Source organism: Micromonospora sp. R77, from assembly GCF_022747945.1.
Lineage (GTDB): Bacteria > Actinomycetota > Actinomycetes > Mycobacteriales > Micromonosporaceae > Micromonospora.
Genome location: NZ_JALDST010000001.1, coordinates 309,570 through 329,039 on the forward strand (window position 1 = coordinate 309,570; position 19,470 = coordinate 329,039).

Genomic DNA, 19,470 nt, shown 5'->3' on the forward strand with positions numbered 1-19,470 from the left:
CCAGTTCGGCGTGTACGTCCAGACGGTCGCGCCGTCCACCACGGGCTGGTCGGGGTCGGCGGCGATCCGGTCGGCGACGAGGTGGTGCAGCGGCCGGGCGGGTAGCACCGGGGTCGCCGCGGTGCTCGCCAGCAGGGCGTCCCGCTCGGCCGGGTCGAGCACCGGCCAGTCGCCGAACCGGGCGCCGGCGTCGTCGGCCACGGCGCCGAGCAGCCGGACGTACGCCCCGGCCAGGCGGTCCACCGTGGCCGGGTCGAACAGGTCGGTGGCGTACTCGAACAGGCCGGTACGGGTCCCGTCGGGCGCCTCGTCGACGAAGAGGGTGAGGTCGAACTTGGCGGTCCGCCAGCCCAACGCGAGTTCGGTGACCGTCCGGCCGGGCAGCCGCAGCGCGGTGAGCGCGGTGTCCCGCAGCGCGAACATGCTCTGGTAGATCGGCGTACGGCTGAGGTCCCGCTCGCCGCCCAGCTCCGCGACCACCTGTTCGAACGGCACGTCCTGGTGCTCGTAGGCGCCGAGGGTGGCCTCGCGGACCCGCCCGACCAGGTCGGTGAAGGTGGGGTCGCCGGCCAGGTCGGCGCGGACGGCGACGGTGTTGACGAAGAAGCCGACGACGTGCTCCACCTCGGCCCGGGACCGGCCGGCCACCGGCGTGCCGACGGCGAAGTCGTGCTGCCCGCTCCACCGGCCGAGCAGCGCCTGGTACGCGGCCAGCAGCACCGTGTGCAGGGTGGTGTGCTGCTCCTGGGCCCACGCGGTGAGCCGGCGCAGCGCGTCGGGCGGCAGGTCGAAGCGGTGGGTGGCGCCGTCCGCGCCGAGCACCGCCGGGCGGGGCCGGTCGGTGGGCAGCTCCAGCGCCGGCACCCCGGCGAGGCTGTCCCGCCACCACTTCAGCTCGGCGGCGAGCCGGACCGGACCGAGGTCGGCGCGCTGCCAGCGGGCGAAGTCGACGTAGCGCACCGGCGGCGCGGGCGGGGTCGCGCCGGCGTAGAGGTCGCCGAGTTCGCGGGCGACGACACCGAGCGACCAGCCGTCCGCGACCACGTGGTGCAGCACCAGCAGCAGCACGTCGTGTTCGGGGAGGCGGACCAGCGTGGCGCGCCACAGTGGCCCGGCCGCCAGGTCGAACGGTTCGCGGATCCGGGCGGCGGCCAGTTCGTCGGTCCAGGCGTCGGCGTCGACCCGCTCCAGTGCCACCGTCGGTTCCGCCGCCACCACCGGTACGTCGTCGACGAACCGGGTCCGCAGTGCGTCGTGCCGGGCGGCGAGCCGGTGCAGCGCGCGGCGCAGGGTGGCCTCGTCGAGGTGGCCGTCGACCCGCCAGGCGACCGGGATGACGTAGTGCGGGCTGTCCGGGTGGATCCGCTGCAGGAACAGCAGCCGCTCCTGGCCGAACGAGGCCACCGCCGGCGTGTCGTCGTCGCCGGCCACCAGCGCCGGCGCGGTGTCCGGCGTGGACGCGGCGGCGACCGTCTCGGCGAGACCGGCGACGGTCAGCCCCTCGAACAGGTCCCGGAGGGAGACCTCCACGCCCAGCTCCTCCCGGAGGCGGGCGATCAGCCGCACGGCCAGCAGCGAGTGCCCGCCGAGGGCGAAGAAGGTGTCGTCGACACCGACCCGGGCGACCCCGAAGACATCGGTCCAGACCTTCGCCAGGCGCTCCTGCACCGGGTTCTCCGGTGCCCGGTACGCGACGGCCAGGTCGGGCCGGTCCGGGGCGGGCAGCGCCTTGCGGTCCAGTTTCCCGCTCGGCGTCAGCGGCAGCTCGGCCAGTGGCACGAACGTCGACGGCACCATGTAGCCGGGCAGCCGCTCGGCCAGCCGGTCCCGCAGCACGTCGAGGTCCGGCCCGCCGTGGTCCGACCCGTCCCCCGGCCGGTCCCCGACGACGTACGCGACGAGCCGCTTCTCGGTGGCCTCGCCGGTGGCCACCACCACCGAGGCGCGCACCCCCGGCTGGTCGTCGAGCACCGCCTGGATCTCGCCCAGCTCCACCCGGTTGCCGGCGAGCTTGAGCTGCTCGTCCACCCGGCCGAGGTAGTCGACCACGCCGGGGCGGTGCCAGCCGGCCAGGTCACCGCTGCGGTACATCCGGCCGCCCGGCTCGCCGTACGGGTCGGGCAGGAACCGCTCGGCGGTCAGGCCCGGCTGGCCGAGGTAGCCGCGGGCGAGCTGCACCCCGGCCAGGTACAGCTCACCCGGACCGTCCCCCGGCGCCGGGCGCAGCTCGGCGTCGAGGATGTGCAGCTGGGTGTTGTCGACGGCCGCGCCGATCGGCACGCTCGCCCCGGACCACTCCGGCCGGCAGGCCCACGCGCTCACCTCGATGGAGGCCTCGGTGGGGCCGTACAGGTTGTGCAGTTCGACGTCGGGCAGGGCGCGCAGCACCCGGTTCTGCAGGTCGGTGGGGAGCGCCTCGCCGCTGGCCAGGATCCGGCGCAGGCTGTGGCAGTCGGCGACGCCGGGTTCGCCGACGAACAGGGCCAGCATGGTCGGGATGAAGTGCACGCTGGTGATCTGCCGGCGCTGGATGGTCTCCACCAGATAGCGGGTGTCCCGGTGCCCGCCGGGGCGGGCGATGACCAGCCGGGCACCCACCATGAGCGGCCAGAACAGCTCGTGCACCGACACGTCGAAGGCGTACGGCGTCTTCTGCAGCACCCGTTCGTCGGAGGTCATGCCGTACTCGTGCTGACCCCAGCGCAGCCGGTTGACCACACCCCGGTGCTCGACCACCACGCCCTTGGGCCGGCCGGTCGAACCGGAGGTGTACATGACGTAGCAGGCGTTGCGCTCGTCGACCACGACGTCGCACGGCTCGTCCGGTTCACCGTCGGCGTCGGCGAGGGTCAGCTCGGGCAGGCCGGGCAGGCCCAGGTCGACGTCCATGCCGGGGCCGCGGACCAGGGCCACCGCGCCGCCCTGACCGGCCATGTAGGTCAGCCGGTCGGTGGGCAGTTCCAGGTCCAGCGGCAGGTAGGCGGCGCCGCTCTTGAGGACGCCGAGCAGCGTGACCAGCAGGTCCAGGGAACGCTGGGCGCCGACGGCGACCACCGTCTCCGGTCCGGCGCCGGCCCGGCGCAGGGCGTGGGCGAGGCGGTTGGCCCGCCGGTCCAGGTCCCGGTAGGTCAGCTCCGCGCCCTCGAACTCCAGCGCGACCGCCTCCGGGGTACGCCGGACCTGCGCCTCGATCAGACCATGAATGGTGCTCACTGGTTCTGCTCCTTCAGTGCCTGCTCGACGTCCTCGCTGCTCATCGCGGCGATCTCGGCCATCAGGCGGTCCTCGACGGCGGCGGCGAGCCGGGCCACGGTGGGCTGTTCGAAGAGGGTGCGGACGGCCACCTCGCAGCCGAAGGCCGCGCGCAGCCGGATGGCGACCCGGGTGGCGAGCAGGGAGTGGCCGCCCAGGTGGAAGAAGTTGTCGTGGACACCGATCCGGTCGACCCGCAGGACCTGCCGCCAGATGTCGGCGACGGCCTCCTCGGTCGGCGTACGGGGTGGCTCGGCGTCGGCGCCGGGCGGTGCCCGGTGTCCCGCCGGGTCGGGCAGCCGGTCCCGGTCGACCTTGCCGCCGACGGTGCGCGGCAGCTCGTCGAGGACGATCAGCACGGCCGGGACCATGAACCCGGGCAGCCGCTCGGCCAGCCGGTCGCGCAGTTCGTCGACGGCCACCTGATCGCCGGCGAGGTAGGCCACCAGCCGGTCCTGCCAGGCCACCACCACGGCGTCCCGGACACCCGGATGCTCCCGCAGCCGCGCCTCCACCTCACCGACCTCGACCCGGAAGCCGCGCACCTTCACCTGGCCGTCGGCCCGACCGTGGAACTCCAACTGCCCGTCCGACCGCCACCGCACCAAATCGCCCGTGCGGTACAACCGGCCACCCGGCTCCCGCCCGTACGGGTCCGGCACGAACCGCTCCGCGGTCAACCCCGGCCGACCCAGATAGCCCCGCGCCAACTGGGTGCCGCCGACGTAGAGCTCACCGACCGCGCCCACCGGCACCTCGGCGAGGTCACCGTCGAGCAGGTACAGCGCCCGGTCCCCCACCGCGCGGCCGATCGGCACCACGCCGTCCACCTCGGACGGCACGTCGTAGACGGTGGCGCTGATCGTGGTCTCGGTCGGTCCGTACGTGTTCACCACCGCCACGTCGGGGTGGTGCCGGCGCCACCACGCCAGGTCGGCGGGGCGGACCGCGTCACCGCCGAGCACCAGCAGCCGCAGCCCGGCCGGGCTCCAGGTGGGTGCGGTGGTGCCGTCGGCGGTGACCTCGGCGATCAGTTCGGTGAGATAGCCGGGGACCACCTCCATGACGGTCACCCGGTGGCGTTCCACGTCGGCGACGAGCTGGGCCGGCGCGACCAGGCCGTGTTCGGGCAGCACCAGCGCCGCGCCGCAGGACAGCGCGGGGAAGATCTGCTCGACGGAGGCGTCGAAGGCGAGCGCGGCGAACTGCAGCACCCGGTCCGCCGGACCGAGCCCGAACCGCCGCCGCATCCGCGACACGTGCGCCGCCATCGCCCCCCGCGACACCCCGACCCCCTTCGGCCGGCCCGTCGACCCCGACGTGTAGATCACGTACGCCAACTGCGCACCGTCCACCGCCAGCCCCGGGTCGTCGTCCCGGCCACCGTCCGGCAGCGCCCCGTCCAGCACCACGGACGCGCCCAGGTCGGCGGTGACCAGGTCGACCCGCTCGGCCGGCCACTCCGGGTCGACCGGCACGTACGCCCCGCCGGCCTTGAGCACACCGAGCACCGCGGCGAGCAGGTCCACCCCGCGCGGTAGCCGGACCACCACCGGCGTCTCCGGCCGTACGCCCCGTTCCCGCAGCCCCCACGCGACCCGGTTGGCCCGCGCGTTCAGTTCCGCGTACGACAGCACGCCGTCGGTGGCGACAGCGGCGAGCGCGCCCGGGTCGCGGCGGGCCCGGTTCTCGAACGCGGTCACCGGGTCGATCACCCGGCCGGGCTCCTCGGCGGCGCCGAACCGGCGCAGCAGCGCCGTCTCGGTGGCCGGCAGCGCCGTCGCGCCGATCCGGGTGTCCGGCGCGGCGGCCACCGCGGCGAGCAGGTCCTTGCACCGCTGCACCAGCCGGTCGATGGTGGTCGCGTCGAACAGGTCCGTGCGGTACTGCACGAAACCGCCGGCCGAGCCGGGGTCGGTGGTGAAGGTGACCATCAGGTCGAACTTGGTGACGTCGAACGGGATCTCGGCGGGACGCAGTCGGGCGGCGCCGAGCCGGGGCGCGGCGACCGAGCGGACCTCCAGGTCGAACATCACCTGGAACAGCGGCGACCGGCCGGGATCGCGGTCGGGGCGCAGCTCCGCCACCACCCGCTCGAAGGGCAGCTCCTGGTACTGGTAGGCGTCCAGCGCCCGGTCGCGCACCCGGCCGAGCAGCTCGGTGAAGGTCGGGTCCCCGCTGGTGTCGGCGCGCATGACGAGGGTGTTGACGAAGAACCCGATGACGTTCTCCACCTCGGGCCGGGTACGCCCGGCCACCGGCACCCCGACGCCGAAGTCCTGCTGCCCGGTCCACCGGGACAGCAGCGCCTGGAACGCGGCCAGCAAGGTCATGTAGAGGGTGGCGCCGTGCCGGCGGCCCAGCCGTTCCAGCCCGGCCACCAGCTCCGGGTCGAGGGTGAACTCGCGGGTCGCGCCGGCCCAGGAGGGGTGGGCGGGCCGGGGGCGGTCGGTGGGCAGTTCGAGCGCCGGCAGGTCGGCCAGCCGCTCGCGCCAGTGGTCCAGTTCGGCGGTGAGGCGGTCACCGGTGAGTTCCTGGCGCTGCCAGCCGGCGTAGTCGGCGTACTGCACCGGCAGCTCCGGCAGGGGCTCGCCGGCGTAGGCCGCGCCCAGCTCGCGTACCAGCACGCCCATCGACCAGCCGTCGGAGACGATGTGGTGCATGGCCAGCACGAGCAGGTGGTCGTCGGGCCCGAGCTGCCAGACCAGGGCCCGGAACAGCGGGCCGGTGGCCAGGTCGAACGGGCGGTGCAGCTCCGCGCCGGCCCGGGCCACGGCGGTGGCGTACGGGTCGGCCTCCGCGCTCGTGTCGGACCAGTCGGCGGTCACCTCGCCGGCGGCGGCGACCCGCTGCACCGGCGCCGTGTCGACGACCGGGAAGGTGGTCCGCAGCGACTCGTGCCGGTCGGCGAGCTGCCGCAGCGCCCGGTCGAGCCGGTCGCGTTGCAGCGGGCCGGTCACCCGCCAGGCCAGCGCGGCCATGTAGTCGGGCGCGTCGGGCTCCAGCCGGTGCAGGAACCACATCCGTTCCTGCGCGAACGAGAGCGGGAAGTCGCCGCTGCGGCGTAGCCGGGTGATCGCGGGTGCGGGGTCGGCGGCCGGCCCCGGCAGGGCGGCGGCGAACTCGGCGATGGTCGGGTGGGCGAAGAAGGTCCGTACGTCGACCGGCCGGTCGAGGGCCTTCACCAGCCGGGCCACCGCGAGGGTGGCGAGCAGCGAGTGGCCGCCCAGGTCGAAGAAGTTGTCGTGGACACCGATCCGGTCGACCCGCAGGACCTGCCGCCAGACCTCGGCGATCGCCTGCTCGGTCGGGGTGCGCGGCGCCACGAAGCTGTCGGTCACCTCCGGACGGTGTCCCTCCGGGTCGGGCAGCCGGTCCCGGTCGACCTTGCCGCCGACGGTGCGCGGCAGCTCGTCCAGGACGACCACCACCGCCGGCACCATGAACTCCGGCAGCCGCTCGGCCAGCCCGTCGCGTACGTCGGTGCCGCTGAGGTCGTCGCCGGCGAGGTAGGCCACCAGCCGGTCCTGCCAGGCGACCACCACGGCGTCCCGGACACCCGGATGCTCTCGCAGCCGCGCCTCCACCTCACCGACCTCGACCCGGAAACCGCGCACCTTCACCTGGCCGTCGGCCCGACCGTGGAACTCCAACTGCCCGTCCGACCGCCACCGCACCAAATCGCCCGTGCGGTACAACCGGCCACCCGGCTCCCGCCCGTACGGGTCCGGCACGAACCGCTCCGCGGTCAGCCCCGGCCGGCCCAGATAGCCCCGCGCCAACTGGGTGCCACCCACGTACAGCTCACCCACCGCGCCCACCGGCACCTCGCGGAGCCGGGCGTCGAGCACGTGCAGGGCGCGGTCGGCGAGGGCCCGGCCGATCGGCACGGTGCCGGTGAGGCCGCACGGGACCTCGGCGAGCGTCGTGGTGACGGTGGTCTCGGTCGGCCCGTACGCGTTGAGCACCGTCACGTCGGGGCAGCAGGTGGCGAAGCGGTCCACGTCGACGGGGCGGACCACGTCGCCGCCGAGCACCATCGTCCGCAGGGCACGCGGCACGGTGCCGCCCCGCTCGGTCAGCTCGGCGACGAGTTCACCGAAGTACGCCGGCGGCAGGTTGGCGAGCGTGACGTCGTGCCGGTCCAGCAGCGGCAGCAGCGTGGCGGGGGCGACCAGCCCGTGGTCCGGCAGCACGAGGGCCGCGCCGCAGGACAGCGCCGGGAAGACCTGGTCGATCGAGGCGTCGAAGGCGAGCGCGGCGAACTGCAGCACCCGGTCCGCCGGACCCAACCCGAACCGCCGCCGCATCCGCGACACGTGCGCCGCCATCGCCCCCCGCGGCACCCCGACCCCCTTCGGCCGGCCCGTCGACCCCGACGTGTAGATCACGTACGCCAACTGCGCCGCATCCACCGCCAACCCGAGGTCGTCGTCCCGACCACCGTCCGGCAGCGGCCCGTCCAACAGGATCTCGAGGCCGGCGTCGGCGCGGACGAAGTCGACGCGTTCGGCCGGCCAGGACGGGTCCAGCGGGACGTACGCCCCGCCGGCCTTGAGCACACCGAGCACGGCGGCGAGCAGGTCGACGCCCCGGGGCAGCCGGATCCCGACCGGTGTCTCCGGCCGCACGCCCCGCTCCCGCAGCCACCAGGCGACCCGGTTGGCGCGCGCGTCCAGCTCGGCGTAGCTGACCGTTTCGTCGCCGGCCAGGACGGCCACGGCGGCGCCGTCGCGGCGGACCCGGTCGGTGAAGGCGACCACCGGGTCGACCACCCGGCCGGGCTCCTCGGCGGCGCCGAAGCGGCGCAGCAGCGCGGTCTCCGCCGCCGGCAGCTCCAGCGCCCCGACCCGGGTCCCGGGGTCGGCGACCACAGCCGCCAGCAGGGCCCGCCAACGCTGCGCGAGCCGCCCGATGGTGGCCGCGTCGAACAGGTCGGACCGGTAGACGATCGTCATCGCCAGTTCGTCGCCGCGCGGTTGGGCGAAGAGCGAGACCGCGAAGAGCGCCTTGGGCCGGTCGGTCTCGAAGTCGGTGAAGCGCAGCGGGCCGGCCGACGGGCCGTCGCCGGGCACGTTCTGCATCGCGAACCAGGCGTCGATCAGCGAGTCCGTGTCGGGCCGCTCGGGCCGCAGCTCCCGGACCACCCGCTCGTACGGGACCTCCTGGTGGTCGAGGGCGTCGAGGGCGTCGTCGCGGACCCGGCCGAGCAGCTCGGCGAAGGTCGGGTCCCCCGCCAGCCGGGCCCGTACGACCACCGTGTTGACGAACAGGCCGATGAGGTTCTCCACCTCCGGGCGGCTCCGGCCGGCCACCGGGGAGCCGATGCCGAAGTCGTGCTGCCCGCTCCACCGGCCCAGCAGCACCTGGAAGGCGGCCAGCAGCGTCATGTAGAGGGTGGCGCCGTGCTCCCGGCCGAGCCGGTGCAGCCCGGCCACCAGTTCCGGGCCGATCACGATCTCGGTGGTCGCCGCGGCGTGGGACGGTTGCTCGGGGCGGGGCCGGTCGGTGGGCAGGGTCAGCGCGGGCAGGCCGGTGAGCTGGCGACGCCAGTAATCCAGGTCGGCGCCGAGCCGGTCGCCGTCGAGTTCCCGACGCTGCCACTCGGCGAAGTCGACGTACCGGACGGGGAGTTCGGGCAGCGGTTCGTCGGCGTAGGCGGCGGCCAGCTCGCGGGCGAACAGGTTGACCGACCAGCCGTCGGAGACGATGTGGTGCATGGCGGCCAGCAGTACATGTTCGGTGTCGCTGAGCCGCCAGACGACCACCCGCAGCAGCGGACCGGTGGTCAGGTCGAACGGCCGCTCGGCCTCGGCGCCGGCCTGGGCGGTGACCTCGTCGGCCGAGCTGGCGGTACGCCAGTCGACGGGGACGTCGATCGACCGGGCGAGGACGACCCGGGGCGTCCCGTCGCGTTCGAGGAACACGGCGCGCAGCGCGTCGTGCCGAGCGACCACGGTGTCGAGCGCCGCCGCCAGGCGCGCCCGGTCGAGCGGCCCGTGCACCCGCCACATCGGGGTGGTGACGTAGGCGGTACCAGAGCCTCCGTCCAACCGGTCGAGGAACCACATGCGGTGCTGCGAAAACGACACCGCGTAATCGTCCTGCATACAATTCGCTGGCTGGCGCAATTCGAATTCCCCTCGGCTGGAAACTGGCAGGCGGCAGGCTCGTCAACCGCAGCGCAAGGCGCGCGGTTGCACTATTAGGGCGGCCACGACAAAGGCCGACAACGCTCATTCGCCGTCCGCCAGAATGCACAAGAAAGCGGGAATGGCCGCATGCGCGACGCATCCCACCGCACCAAGTCGATCAAGAAAGGGTCCGGCCACACGCCTGATGGCGCTACCTTGTGTCGGGTTTACCCCGCTACGACCACAACCCAGAGATCATTAGTCCACTCCCCCAAGACCTTATCGATCATTAAGTTCGTCGACCGCAGTGGATCCCCCGACAACTGCGGACAGCACCCATTCTGCAACGGACGGCAGCCATTCCGCAAACCTCCGGGTGTCGGGAAGGCGATGATCACGAGGGCTACCGAGGCACCGGATCACCAATGATGCCTACCCATTAGGTGAGGATTTTCCAACGTTGCAGCAGTTGAGGACGGGGGTCCGGGGCCGACGCCGGCGGCCCGGCGACCGGGCGGCGGCGCCCCGACACCGGCGAAAAATTCCTTCGTGTTCGGCGTGTCGGGCGGCACTCAGGGCCACGGCGACGCCCCCACTGGCACTCAGCCGTCGATGCCTGCTCGCGCGGAGGTGAGGGCATCCCATCCGGCCATCGCACAACCGATGACCGCTTCCAGCTCGGCGCGGGTGGCGCCGTCGCGGGCCTGCACGGAGAGTCCCTGCACCACGGTGGCGTAGTAGCGGGCGGCGGCGTCGACGCCGGCGTCCGACGCCGCGAGGTCCCCGTCGGCGACGCCCCGGACGAGTCGGTCCTTGATGGCGGTGACCTGCGTACGCCGGATGTCGGCCAGCAGTTCGCGGACCGCGTGGTTCTCGACCGCGCCGGTGGGCGCGGCGAGGACCAGCATGCAGTAGTGCGGCGCGTCGGGGCGGGTGATCTGGTCCGCGGTGGCGCGCAGCATGGCGTGGATCGCGGCCCGGGCGGTCGGGTGCTCGTCCAGCGCGCGTCGGGGCGGCGCGCCGGCGGTCGCGCCATAGAGCTCCATCACCTGCCGGAAGAGGTCGGCCTTGCTGCCGAAACAGGCGTAGATGCTGGCGGAGGCGATGCCCATCGCCTGGGCCAGGTCGCTGAGCGAGGTGCCCTCGTAGCCCCGCTCCCAGAACAGGTCGAGGGCCTGCCGCAGGGCGGCGTCGGGGTCGAACGTGCGCGGCCGGCCGCGAGTAGCCATCGGTACGTCTTCCTCGTTGTTTGTCGCTCGACCAAGTTTACGTTGACCCACGAAGGTCACCGTGCCAAGGTTTGTTTGTCGATCGATAAACAAAATGGAACGGATGGTCATGAGCATTCCCGCAACGATGCGCGCCCTGCAGCAGACGTCCCTGGACGGCCCTCGGGGTCTTCGTCTTGTCACCGGCGCTCCGGTGCCGAGCCCGGGGCCGGGCGAGGTGCTGATCCGGGTCGCCGCCGCCGGCGTGAACTTCGTCGACATCTCGCAGTCCCGCGGCACGTTCGCGGGTGGCCCACAGCCGCCATACCTGGCGGGCATCGAGGGTGCCGGCGAGGTGGTCGCGGCGGGGCAGGGCGTTTCGGTGGAGCCGGGTGCGCACGTCGTCGGCGTCGGCATCCGGGGAGGCGCCTTCGCCGAGTACATGGTGCTGCCCGCGGCGGGTGTGGTTCCGGTGCCGGCGGGTTGGGCCGACGAGCAGGCGTTGGGCATGGTGGTGTCCTGGCCGACCGCGCTGGCGGCCCTCGGACCGCTCGGCCGGATCCGCGCCGGGGAGACCGTGCTGATCCACGCCGCCGCCGGTGGGACGGGGCAGGCCGCCGTGAAAGCGGCGAAGCACTACGGCGCGACGGTGATCGCCGCTGCCGCACGGGAGAAGCATGCGGCGGTCCGGGCGCTGGGGGCCCAGCACGTGATCGACTCCCGTGGCGCCGACCTCGTCGCCGAGGTGCGGCGACTGACCGACGGCGTCGGCGCCGACCTGGTATTGGAGTCGGCGGGCGGTGTCACTCTCGCGGCCAGCCTGGCCGCGGCCAAGCGGGTCACGGGTCGGGTGGTCGTCTACGGCCTGGCCGGCGGCGAAGCTGCCGTCACCAACTGGGACCTCGTCTACCGGCACCCGGTCCAACTCATCGGACTGAACATCGGCGCCCTGATCCAGTTCGCACCGCAGATCTTCGGTGCGGTCATGGACGAGATGTTCACACTGCTCGCGGCCGGAGTGCTCGGCCCCGGCCAGCCCACCAGCTACGCGCTCACCGAGGGGCCGACGGCGCTCGCGCAACTCGAGGCGCGAGCCACCGTCGGCAAACTCGCGCTCGTGCCCTGAGCAGACCGGCCGGATCAGTGCCGGCGCCAGGCAGCCACTCCCGCCGCCGTGGCGCCCAGCCTGGCGGCGGCGAGCAGGCGGTGCCGGGACAGCCACGCCTGCGGGCTGTGGCCGTGGGCACGGCCGGTGAAGTCGCCCCGGGCGCCGTAGTCGTGCCCGCCCGGCTTCCGCCGGACCAGGGCTTGCATCCGGTACCCGGGTACAGGCTTACCGTCGAGGCATGAGCGACCACCGCCTCCGGCCGGCCGCCTGGCCACCTGACACGTGCACCCTGCCGACAGCGGAGCAGCCGCTGCGGCTCGCCGAGTTCGACCAGTTCTTCCGGGACGCGGTCCGTGGTGCCGACCGCCTCTCGGCGCACCGGCTGCGTCTGCACCTCGACGGCGGGCCGCAGGTGGCACAGGCGGCTCGGGAGCTGACCGCCCGCGAGTCGTCCTGCTGCTCGTTCTTCACGTTCGACCTCGTGCGGACCGGCCCGGACTCGTTGACGCTGGACGTCCGCGTACCGGCGGCGCACGTCGGCGTCCTCGATGCCCTCGCCGCGCGGGCCATGTCGGTCCGGGTTCTGCGATGACCGGAGCGCAGCTGCGCAGCGGCCAGCTCGCCGACGCGGTCGGCGTCAACCTGCAGACCCTGCGCTACTACGAGCGCCGGGGACTGCTCACCGCCCCGCAGCGGTCACCCGGCGGGCATCGGCTCTATCCGGCCGACACGGTCACCCTGCTGCGGGTGATCAAGACCGCGCAGCGCCTCGGCTTCACCCTCGACGAGGTCGCCGACCTCCTCGACGCCGGCCGACACCGGCACCGCGGACGCGACACCGGCCTCCAGGCCCGCGCCACGGCCGAACTCGCCGAGGTGGAGCAGCGGTTGCGGAACCTCACCGTCATCCGCGACACCCTGCGGGCCGCGATCTCGGCCGGCTGCGACGACCTGGTCACCTGCGCCGGCAGCTCCTGCTGCCCCCTGCCCTTCGCTGAACTCGCCGAGACGAACGACCGTGCCGGCACCCACTGACCGGGTACGCCGCCTGCTGCCCTCCGGGCTGACCGGACTTGCCGGAGCCGCCTACTGCGTACTGCCGGTGTTGCTGACCGCCGGGGTGCTCGGCGGCGCCGGCTGGGCCGCGGTCACCCGTTTCGTGCCCGGCGTCGCCGTCGCCCTGGCCGTGCTCGCCGGCCTGGCCTGGTGGTGGGCGGGCAGCCGCCGTCACTGCCGCGGCTGCGCCGGCGGCACGTGCTCGTGCACCCGGGACGACCAGCGGCGACGCCCGGCGCGCAGGCTACGGTCGGACGCATGACCGTGGCCCGCTCGATCCTGCTGTTCCTGCTCGCCGCGCTCGCCGAAATCGGCGGCGCCTGGCTGGTGTGGCAGGGCTGGCGGGAGAATCGGGGCCTGCTCTGGATCGCGGCCGGAGTCGTCGCGCTCGGCTGCTACGGCTTCGTCGCCACGTTCCAACCCGACGCCAACTTCGGCCGCATCCTCGCCGCCTACGGCGGTGTCTTCGTCGCCGGCTCCCTCGCCTGGGGCATGGTCGTCGACAAGTTCCGCCCCGACCGCTACGACCTCGTCGGGGCCGCCATCTGCCTCGTCGGCGTCGCCGTCATCATGTACGCCCCGCGCTCCGGGTGACGGGCCGGCCCGCCGAGCGACACAGCTGCTCTCCCCGTTCGGCCCAGCCGCCGGAGGCAGCGAGGAGCAGCGGGGCGCCGGGACGTCAGAAGCCGAGCAGGAACAGCACGCCGGCGGCGGTCAGGCCGACCTCCACGAGGGACACGAACAGCCGGTCACTGATCCGCCCCACGGTCTTGCGGCCGGCCCAGGCGCCCAGCAGGGTCGCAGGAGTCAGGGCCACCCCGAACAGCAGGACGGTGCGGTCGAGCAGCGCACCGGCACCGTAGGCGGCGATCTTCGAGGCGTGCATGACCAGCGCGCCTGCGGCTTCGGTACCGATGTAGGCGGCGCGGGTCAGTCCGTACGCGAGGAAGAACGGTGCGGTCAGGGGCCCGACCGACCCGAGCAGCGCCGAGCCGAGCCCCGAGGCCGCGCCCACGCCCGCGAACGCCCGGTCGGACGGCCGCCGCGGATGCGGGTTGCGTCGTCGCCAGACGACCACCGTAACGAGGAACACCCCCAGCAACCGCTTGAGCGGCCCCAGCGGGGCGTGGGCCAGCAGCAGCCCGCCCAGGACGGCGGTGGGCACCGCGCCCAGGGCGAACCAGCGCACCAGCCGCCGGTTCACCTCCTGCCGGTTGAACCACACGCGCGAGCCGTTGCTCCATAGCTGCGTCAAGGTCAGCATCGGCACCGCCATCCGCAGTCCGAACAGCGCGGTGAACACGGGCAGCAGCAGCACGCCGCCGCCGAAGCCGGCCACCGCCGACAGCCAGGCCAGCGCGAACGCGGCCACCGACGCCACGGCGAGGGCGCCGACCGGGTCCGACGCCATGCCCCACCTCCGGACGCTCACAGACCGTCTTACTGTACCGTCCAGACGGTACAGTAAGACGGTGCGAAGAACTCGTGAGCAATTGCTCGACGCGGCGACCCGGGTCCTGCTCCGCGACGGAGCCGAGCACGTGACCCTGTCGGCCGTGGCCGCGGAGGCCGGCGTGAGCAAGGGCGGCCTGCTCTACCACTTCGCCAGCAAAGCGGCCTTGGCGGCGGGACTGGTCGACCGCCTGGTCGGGCGGTTCGATGCGGCGATGCACTCCTGTGACGAGCGACCAGGGGCGGCCACGCGCACCTACCTGGCGCACAGCGTCGGACAAACGCCCGCCGGCGACAGGCAGGCCGCCGCTGCGGTCCTCGCGGGGCTGCTGATGGACCCCGCGAGCCTGGCACCGTTGCGGGAGCGCTACACGCGTTGGCAGCACCGGTTGGAGAACGACGGCATCGACCCGGCCGTCGCGACCGTTGTCCGCCTCGCCGCCGACGGATGGTGGCAGGCGGAACTGCTCGACCTGGCCCCTCCCGACCCGGCGCTGCGGGAACAGGTACTCGCGATGCTCGACAGCCTGATCACCGGCGGCGACTGATGACTGAGGCATGGATCAAGCGCCTGATGTTCGGCACCGACGTCGGGTTCCTGTTGTACTGGCTGGCCAACGCCGCCCAGGTCGTCCCGCCTTATCCGAGTCCGATTCTCAACGCCTGGAACTGGTCCTTCCTGGGGCTGGATACGCTCGCCGCGGCCACAGGTCTGGCTTCACTGCGCATGACACGGCGCCGACATGACGGTGCCGGCACCCTACGGGCGGTCTCGCTCGCCCTGACCCACGCCGCCGGGCTGCTCGCCGTCAGCTTCTGGGCTCTGCGTTGCGAGTTCGATCCCCTGTGGTGGCTGCCCAACCTATGGCTCACTCTCTTTCCCGACGCCGCGCTGGTCTCCACACTGCGGCGACCGTGAGGAGGGGAACGCACTCGTGCGCCGGGGCGGGGTGCGCGTCGGCCCGCCGGCTGCTGGACCGCCGCCCGGGCCGGTCAGACGAACCCCGGGTGTGACCGTCCGACAGGACGCGAGCAGACCGGATTCGCCGCCGGGCCTGCTCGACCCGCCCGCCAGAACGGTCACGGCGCGCGGCCGTGGTCCGGTTGCCGACCACGAGCCGGCCGGGTAAGAAGAGTTCAGTTATCGAGTTCGATGCGAGGAGACCGTATGAGACCTCCGGCCCTCACTGCCGCGACGATGGTTCTGGCGACGGTCGGAGCGGTCGGCGTCTCCGCCCCCGCCCAGGCGAAACCGGTCGAACCGGCGAAGACACCCACCGCCGTCGGGTACGGAGGCGCGATCTCCACGGTGGACGCCACTGCCACCGCGGTCGGGCTCGACGTGCTGAAGCGCGGCGGCAACGCGGTCGACGCCGCGGTCGCCGCGGCCGCGACGCTCGGCGTCACCGAACCCTTCTCGGCCGGCATCGGGGGCGGTGGTTTCCTCGTCTACTACGACGCCCGCACCAAAAAGGTGCACACCATCGACGGCCGCGAGACCGCGCCGGCGTCGACGACCGAAACCCTCTTCATCGACCCGGCCACCGGGCAGCCGTACGCCTTCGACGAGGCCCGCATCAGCGGACTGTCGGTCGGCGTCCCCGGCACCCTGCTCACCTGGCGGGACGCGCTCGACCGGTGGGGAACCCGCTCGCTGGCGCAGACGCTACGACCCGCCGAACAGGTCGCGCGAACGGGCTTCACCGTCGATGAGACATTCGCCGGTCAGGTCGCCGCGAACCAGGCCGCCTTCGCCCAGTTCAGCTCCACCAGCGCGCTGTACCTGCCAGGCGGCCACCCACCGGCGGTCGGCGCGACCCTGCGCAACCCCGACCTCGCCGCGACCTACCGCCTCATCGCCCAGCGGGGCACCGACGTGTTCTACCGGGGTCGGATCGGCCGGGACGTGCTCGCCACCGTGCAGAGCCCACCGCTGGCCGCGCAGCCGACCACGTCGTGGCCGTATCCGATCCGTCCGGCCGCGATGACCGCCGCGGACCTCGCCTCCTACCGCACCCGCTCCCCGGCGCCCACCCGCTCGGACTACCGCGGCCTCGAGGTGTACGGCATGGCCACCCCGTCCAGCGGCGGCACCGCGGTCGGGGAAGCCCTCGACATCCTCGAACGGTTCGACCTGCGGTCGATGACCGCGCCCCAGGCGCTGCACCACTACCTGGAGGCCAGCGCGCTGGCGTTCGCCGACCGGAACCGCTACGTCGGCGACGGCACCCCCCGCCCGACGCTCCGCGAACTGCTCAGCGACGCGTACGCCGCCGAGCGGGCGTGCCGGATCGACCCGGCGGCGGCGCTGCCCAAGCCGGTCGCGCCAGGTGTACCGGACGGCAGCTACGGCGGATGCCAGGCGGCGGCGCGCGCCGACACCCGGGACGACCGCACGGGCACCACGAACCTGACCGTCGCCGACCGCTGGGGCAACGTCGTGGAGTACACGCTGACCATCGAGGCGACCGGTGGCAGCGCGATGGTCGTACCCGGACGGGGTTTCCTGCTCAACAACGAGCTGACCGACTTCAACTTCAGCCCGACGCAGGGGACGGCGCCGGACCCGAACCTGCCGGCGCCGGGCAAACGGCCGCGCAGCTCCATGGCTCCCACGATCGTGCTGGCCGGCGGACGGCCGTTCCTGGCCGTCGGCTCGCCGGGCGGGGCGACGATCATCACCACCGTCCTGCAGACACTGGTCAACCGCATCGACCTCGGCATGACGCTGCCGCAGGCGCTGGCCGCGCCGCGTGCGTCCCAACGCAACGGCACCACGACGCAGGCCGAGCCTGCCTTCATCGCCGCGTACGCCGACGGCCTCCCGCCGGGTCACGTCCTCGCGTCCACGACGGAGATCGGCGCCGCCACCGGCATCGAGTTTCTGCGGGACGGTCGGATGGTGGCCGTCGCCGAGCCGGAACGCCGCGGCGGCGGGGCGGCGGCCGTCGTCTCCCGGCCACGTCACTGAGCTGGCGTTCCCGACGCGGGGCGGTCCGGCGGCAGACCGCCCGTCATCAGCGGGCGGCGCTGCTGTCGGCGAGGATCTGTCGAGCCACCAGGGACGCGTCGAGGAGCGCCTGCCATCGGTTGGCACCGCGGCGGGGGCCGGCGGTCAGCCGCCAGAGGGCACAGCGACCGTCGAGGGTGTCCAGGCGGGCGCCGCCCCGGTCCTGGTCGAGCAGGGCGACCAGCGCGCCGAGCGCCGGATGGTGCGCGAGAGCGGTGACGGCGGGCGCGGCGCAGTCCCGCCGCACGGTGAGGCGGAGACCGGCGACCGGCACCGCGACGGTCGTCGAGCCGTGGGGCCGGAACCTGTCGCTGAGGCGGTGGTGCTGCCGGCCGTGCCGGTGCAGCGAGAGCTCGGCGTGGGGCAGCGGCACGACGGTCGCCGGAGCGTCCCAGGCCACCATGTCGAAGGACGCCGTGTCGTACTCGTCGTGGAAGACGGACAGGTGGGAGGCGAGCATCCCGTCGGGTGAGGCCGCGGCCCAGTACTCGCACGGTGTCGGTCGCCGGCCGCTCAGCTCTTCCACGTCGGCCCGGGCCAGGACCGGCGGCTGGAGCCCGACCAGGGTCGGCGGTGCCACCTGCTGCCACCCGCGCGCGGCGGCGGCGGCGAGCATCGCCGTGGGGGCGTTCGGCTCGCGCCACCGGGAGAAGACCATGGCGTGAGGCTAGCGAAGAGGCGGGCCGCCGGGACGGCGAGAACCATTGAACGATCAGCCACGCCATTCACCCCGATCGGAGCACCGCGCGACGTGGTCGGCGAGACGCCCGGGTGGAGAACCCCAGGGCGTCTCGCCGGTTGCCGCCACTACCCGCTCTGGGTCACCGCCGCACGAACTTGACCGCGTCGGCTCGGGCGCAGCCGCCGCCGCTGCCGGTCAGCGTGACATGGCCCGCGGTCCCGGCGGCGAAGCCGTACTGGCCGAGGGAGACCCAACCGGTGCCGCCGGACCGGCCGTTGACCGTGGTGGGCGTGCTGCCCGCACTGTGCGTCACGGTCAGTCGGGCGGCCGGGTCACCGTTCGAGCTGACCACGTTGCGGTAGAAGACCTCGTACGTGCCCGCGGCGCGCAGGGTCGGCCGCCAGGTCGCGGCGGCCCCGGCGACCGAGCAGCCGGCGTACCGGGTGGTGGAACCGACCGTCCAGCCGGACAGCGACGAGTCGAGCCACGGGCCGGACTCGGTGTAGCCGTAGGAGGCCGGACCGTCGTTGTCGACGTAGGCGTCCTTCAACCAGTAGTGCACCCAGTCGAACTGGGTGGCCGACGGCAGCTTCGAGTCGTCGGGCAGCGCGCCGTAGCCGATGCTGGTGAGCCACATCGCCACGTAGTCGTGGGTGTCCTCGCTCGGCAGGTAGGACGTGGTGCGGGTGAGTTGCCCGTCGACGTAGAACTTGACCGACGTCTCCGACCAGTCGACGCCGTACGTGTGCCACTGCCGCACGTCGAAGCCGCTGGGGCCGTAGCTGCCGGTCTTGCTCGACGCGGCCTTCGCCCCCGAGCCGGCCCAGAGGTGCACGTTCTGCGCGGTGTACGTCGGGTTGACCGAGTCGTTCTCGAAGATGTCGATCTCGGTGCGCTGTTCGGCCGGGTAGGTGGTGGTGCCGTCGCCGGCCTGGAGCCAGAAGGAGCCGTGCCAACCGGCACCGTCGGTTACCCGCAGCCGGGACTCGTAGTAGCCGTACCGGAACCGTTGCTTGCTGACCACGCCGCCGGCGGTGTAGCTCTTGCCGGCGTAGCTCTCCTTGCGGTGGTGGACGTTCAGGTAGCCGCCCGACACGCTGACGTTCTCCGGTCGTTGGGCGCTGTTGGCCTTGACGTCGGTGCGGTAGTGCCACTTCGTGGTGTCGAGGGCGGTGCCGTCGAACTCGTCGCTGAACACCAGCGTATACGCACTGCTCGGCGGGCTCGCCACGGCCGGTGCCGGCGGGGCGGCGACGGCGGTGAGCAGGCTGAGCCCGGTGCCGAGCAGGACGGCGCCGGCGAGCAGCCGGCGGTGGTGGTGGGGGAATCGCACGGTGGTGCCTCCTCTGCGGGGGTGAGGTACGCAGGTGGCGCGGCGACCGTTGAGCACCCGACGGGGGCGACCAGCCGGGGGCCGGGGAGGGTCGACCCTCTTCCAGAAAAACTGACCGTCGATGCCGAACACAGAAGTCGCTTGCTGCTGGCGGTAAGTTATCTCACATATTGCAAGTGGTCAATCGCGAACAGGCGCGCAGGTCACACGCCCCGGCATCGACCACCGTCCGGCT

At 73.3% G+C, this 19,470-nt stretch carries 14 protein-coding genes and 1 pseudogene; 8 read left to right on the plus strand and 7 right to left on the minus strand.

The features are described 5' to 3' along the window. Window positions 1-189: 189 nt before the first annotated feature. From MRQ36_RS01475 to MRQ36_RS01485, 3 genes and pseudogenes are all read right to left on the minus strand, one after another. Window positions 190-3,213: pseudogene (locus MRQ36_RS01475) on the minus strand (amino acid adenylation domain-containing protein); the annotation flags it as partial. Then, window positions 3,210-9,362: a non-ribosomal peptide synthetase gene (locus tag MRQ36_RS01480; RefSeq protein ID WP_278187399.1), complete on the minus strand. Its 6,153-nt coding sequence runs from the start codon at window positions 9,360-9,362 to the stop codon at window positions 3,210-3,212. The pseudogene MRQ36_RS01475 and the gene MRQ36_RS01480, both read right to left, overlap by 4 nt. A gap of 626 nt (window positions 9,363-9,988) precedes the next feature. Then, window positions 9,989-10,615 carry a TetR/AcrR family transcriptional regulator gene (locus tag MRQ36_RS01485; RefSeq protein WP_242791829.1) on the minus strand — a complete coding sequence of 209 codons (627 nt, stop codon included), beginning with the start codon at window positions 10,613-10,615 and terminating at the stop codon, window positions 9,989-9,991. Window positions 10,616-10,724: 109 nt separating this feature from the next. On the opposite strand from MRQ36_RS01485, the gene MRQ36_RS01490 reads away from it, so the two are divergent. Continuing rightward, complete coding sequence (locus MRQ36_RS01490) at window positions 10,725-11,720, plus strand: zinc-binding dehydrogenase (protein WP_242791831.1); 996 nt, start codon at window positions 10,725-10,727, stop codon at window positions 11,718-11,720. A gap of 14 nt (window positions 11,721-11,734) precedes the next feature. Here the strand turns inward: MRQ36_RS01490 and MRQ36_RS01495 are convergent, their stop codons facing one another. Next, a complete protein-coding gene (locus MRQ36_RS01495; RefSeq protein ID WP_242791834.1) occupies window positions 11,735-11,908 on the minus strand; it encodes a hypothetical protein in 174 nt (57 codons plus the stop codon). Between the two features lie 32 nt (window positions 11,909-11,940). Between MRQ36_RS01495 and MRQ36_RS01500 the strand changes: the two genes are divergently transcribed. From MRQ36_RS01500 to MRQ36_RS01515, 4 genes are read left to right on the plus strand one after another with little or no spacing between them, the layout of a single operon-like run. Further along, window positions 11,941-12,294: a hypothetical protein gene (locus MRQ36_RS01500; RefSeq protein WP_242791836.1), complete on the plus strand. Its 354-nt coding sequence runs from the start codon at window positions 11,941-11,943 to the stop codon at window positions 12,292-12,294. After that, a complete protein-coding gene (locus MRQ36_RS01505; protein ID WP_242791838.1) occupies window positions 12,291-12,737 on the plus strand; it encodes a MerR family transcriptional regulator in 447 nt (148 codons plus the stop codon). Before MRQ36_RS01500 ends, MRQ36_RS01505 begins: the two co-directional genes overlap by 4 nt. Continuing rightward, on the plus strand, window positions 12,721-13,020 hold the full coding sequence (locus tag MRQ36_RS01510) for a hypothetical protein (protein WP_242791840.1): 300 nt from the start codon (window positions 12,721-12,723) through the stop codon (window positions 13,018-13,020). The genes MRQ36_RS01505 and MRQ36_RS01510 overlap by 17 nt, the downstream gene beginning before the upstream one ends. Continuing rightward, window positions 13,017-13,352 (plus strand): YnfA family protein, encoded by a 336-nt coding sequence (locus MRQ36_RS01515; RefSeq protein ID WP_242791842.1) that lies wholly within the window; start codon window positions 13,017-13,019, stop codon window positions 13,350-13,352. The genes MRQ36_RS01510 and MRQ36_RS01515 overlap by 4 nt, the downstream gene beginning before the upstream one ends. 85 nt (window positions 13,353-13,437) lie before the next feature. Here the strand turns inward: MRQ36_RS01515 and MRQ36_RS01520 are convergent, their stop codons facing one another. After that, window positions 13,438-14,169, minus strand: coding sequence for a sulfite exporter TauE/SafE family protein (locus tag MRQ36_RS01520; RefSeq protein WP_242791844.1), 732 nt, complete (start codon window positions 14,167-14,169; stop codon window positions 13,438-13,440). On the opposite strand from MRQ36_RS01520, the gene MRQ36_RS01525 reads away from it, so the two are divergent. From MRQ36_RS01525 to ggt, 3 genes are all read left to right on the plus strand, one after another. Continuing rightward, window positions 14,168-14,758 (plus strand): TetR/AcrR family transcriptional regulator, encoded by a 591-nt coding sequence (locus MRQ36_RS01525; protein ID WP_278187400.1) that lies wholly within the window; start codon window positions 14,168-14,170, stop codon window positions 14,756-14,758. The two genes, MRQ36_RS01520 and MRQ36_RS01525, sit on opposite strands and share 2 nt — an antisense overlap. Continuing rightward, window positions 14,758-15,129 (plus strand): DUF5360 family protein, encoded by a 372-nt coding sequence (locus tag MRQ36_RS01530; protein ID WP_242791848.1) that lies wholly within the window; start codon window positions 14,758-14,760, stop codon window positions 15,127-15,129. Before MRQ36_RS01525 ends, MRQ36_RS01530 begins: the two co-directional genes overlap by 1 nt. A 234-nt stretch (window positions 15,130-15,363) precedes the next feature. Beyond that, entirely contained in the window at window positions 15,364-17,181 is a 1,818-nt protein-coding gene (ggt, locus tag MRQ36_RS01535) for a gamma-glutamyltransferase (RefSeq protein ID WP_242791851.1), read from the plus strand. A gap of 46 nt (window positions 17,182-17,227) precedes the next feature. Here the strand turns inward: ggt and MRQ36_RS01540 are convergent, their stop codons facing one another. Further along, a complete protein-coding gene (locus MRQ36_RS01540) occupies window positions 17,228-17,878 on the minus strand; it encodes a hypothetical protein (RefSeq protein WP_242791854.1) in 651 nt (216 codons plus the stop codon). A 163-nt stretch (window positions 17,879-18,041) separates the two neighbouring features. Beyond that, window positions 18,042-19,235 carry a glycoside hydrolase family 16 protein gene (locus MRQ36_RS01545; protein WP_242791856.1) on the minus strand — a complete coding sequence of 398 codons (1,194 nt, stop codon included), beginning with the start codon at window positions 19,233-19,235 and terminating at the stop codon, window positions 18,042-18,044. Window positions 19,236-19,470: the final 235 nt, after the last annotated feature.

Coding starts and splice junctions, on each gene's coding strand:
- MRQ36_RS01480 (WP_278187399.1), bottom strand. CDS start 9,362: ATGCAGGACGATTACGCGGTGTCGTTTTCGCAGCACCGCATGTGGTTC.
- MRQ36_RS01485 (WP_242791829.1), bottom strand. CDS start 10,615: ATGGCTACTCGCGGCCGGCCGCGCACGTTCGACCCCGACGCCGCCCTG.
- MRQ36_RS01490 (WP_242791831.1), top strand. CDS start 10,725: ATGAGCATTCCCGCAACGATGCGCGCCCTGCAGCAGACGTCCCTGGAC.
- MRQ36_RS01495 (WP_242791834.1), bottom strand. CDS start 11,908: ATGCAAGCCCTGGTCCGGCGGAAGCCGGGCGGGCACGACTACGGCGCC.
- MRQ36_RS01500 (WP_242791836.1), top strand. CDS start 11,941: ATGAGCGACCACCGCCTCCGGCCGGCCGCCTGGCCACCTGACACGTGC.
- MRQ36_RS01505 (WP_242791838.1), top strand. CDS start 12,291: ATGACCGGAGCGCAGCTGCGCAGCGGCCAGCTCGCCGACGCGGTCGGC.
- MRQ36_RS01515 (WP_242791842.1), top strand. CDS start 13,017: ATGACCGTGGCCCGCTCGATCCTGCTGTTCCTGCTCGCCGCGCTCGCC.
- MRQ36_RS01525 (WP_278187400.1), top strand. CDS start 14,168: ATGCCCCACCTCCGGACGCTCACAGACCGTCTTACTGTACCGTCCAGA.
- MRQ36_RS01520 (WP_242791844.1), bottom strand. CDS start 14,169: ATGGCGTCGGACCCGGTCGGCGCCCTCGCCGTGGCGTCGGTGGCCGCG.
- MRQ36_RS01530 (WP_242791848.1), top strand. CDS start 14,758: ATGACTGAGGCATGGATCAAGCGCCTGATGTTCGGCACCGACGTCGGG.
- ggt (WP_242791851.1), top strand. CDS start 15,364: ATGCGAGGAGACCGTATGAGACCTCCGGCCCTCACTGCCGCGACGATG.
- MRQ36_RS01540 (WP_242791854.1), bottom strand. CDS start 17,878: ATGGTCTTCTCCCGGTGGCGCGAGCCGAACGCCCCCACGGCGATGCTC.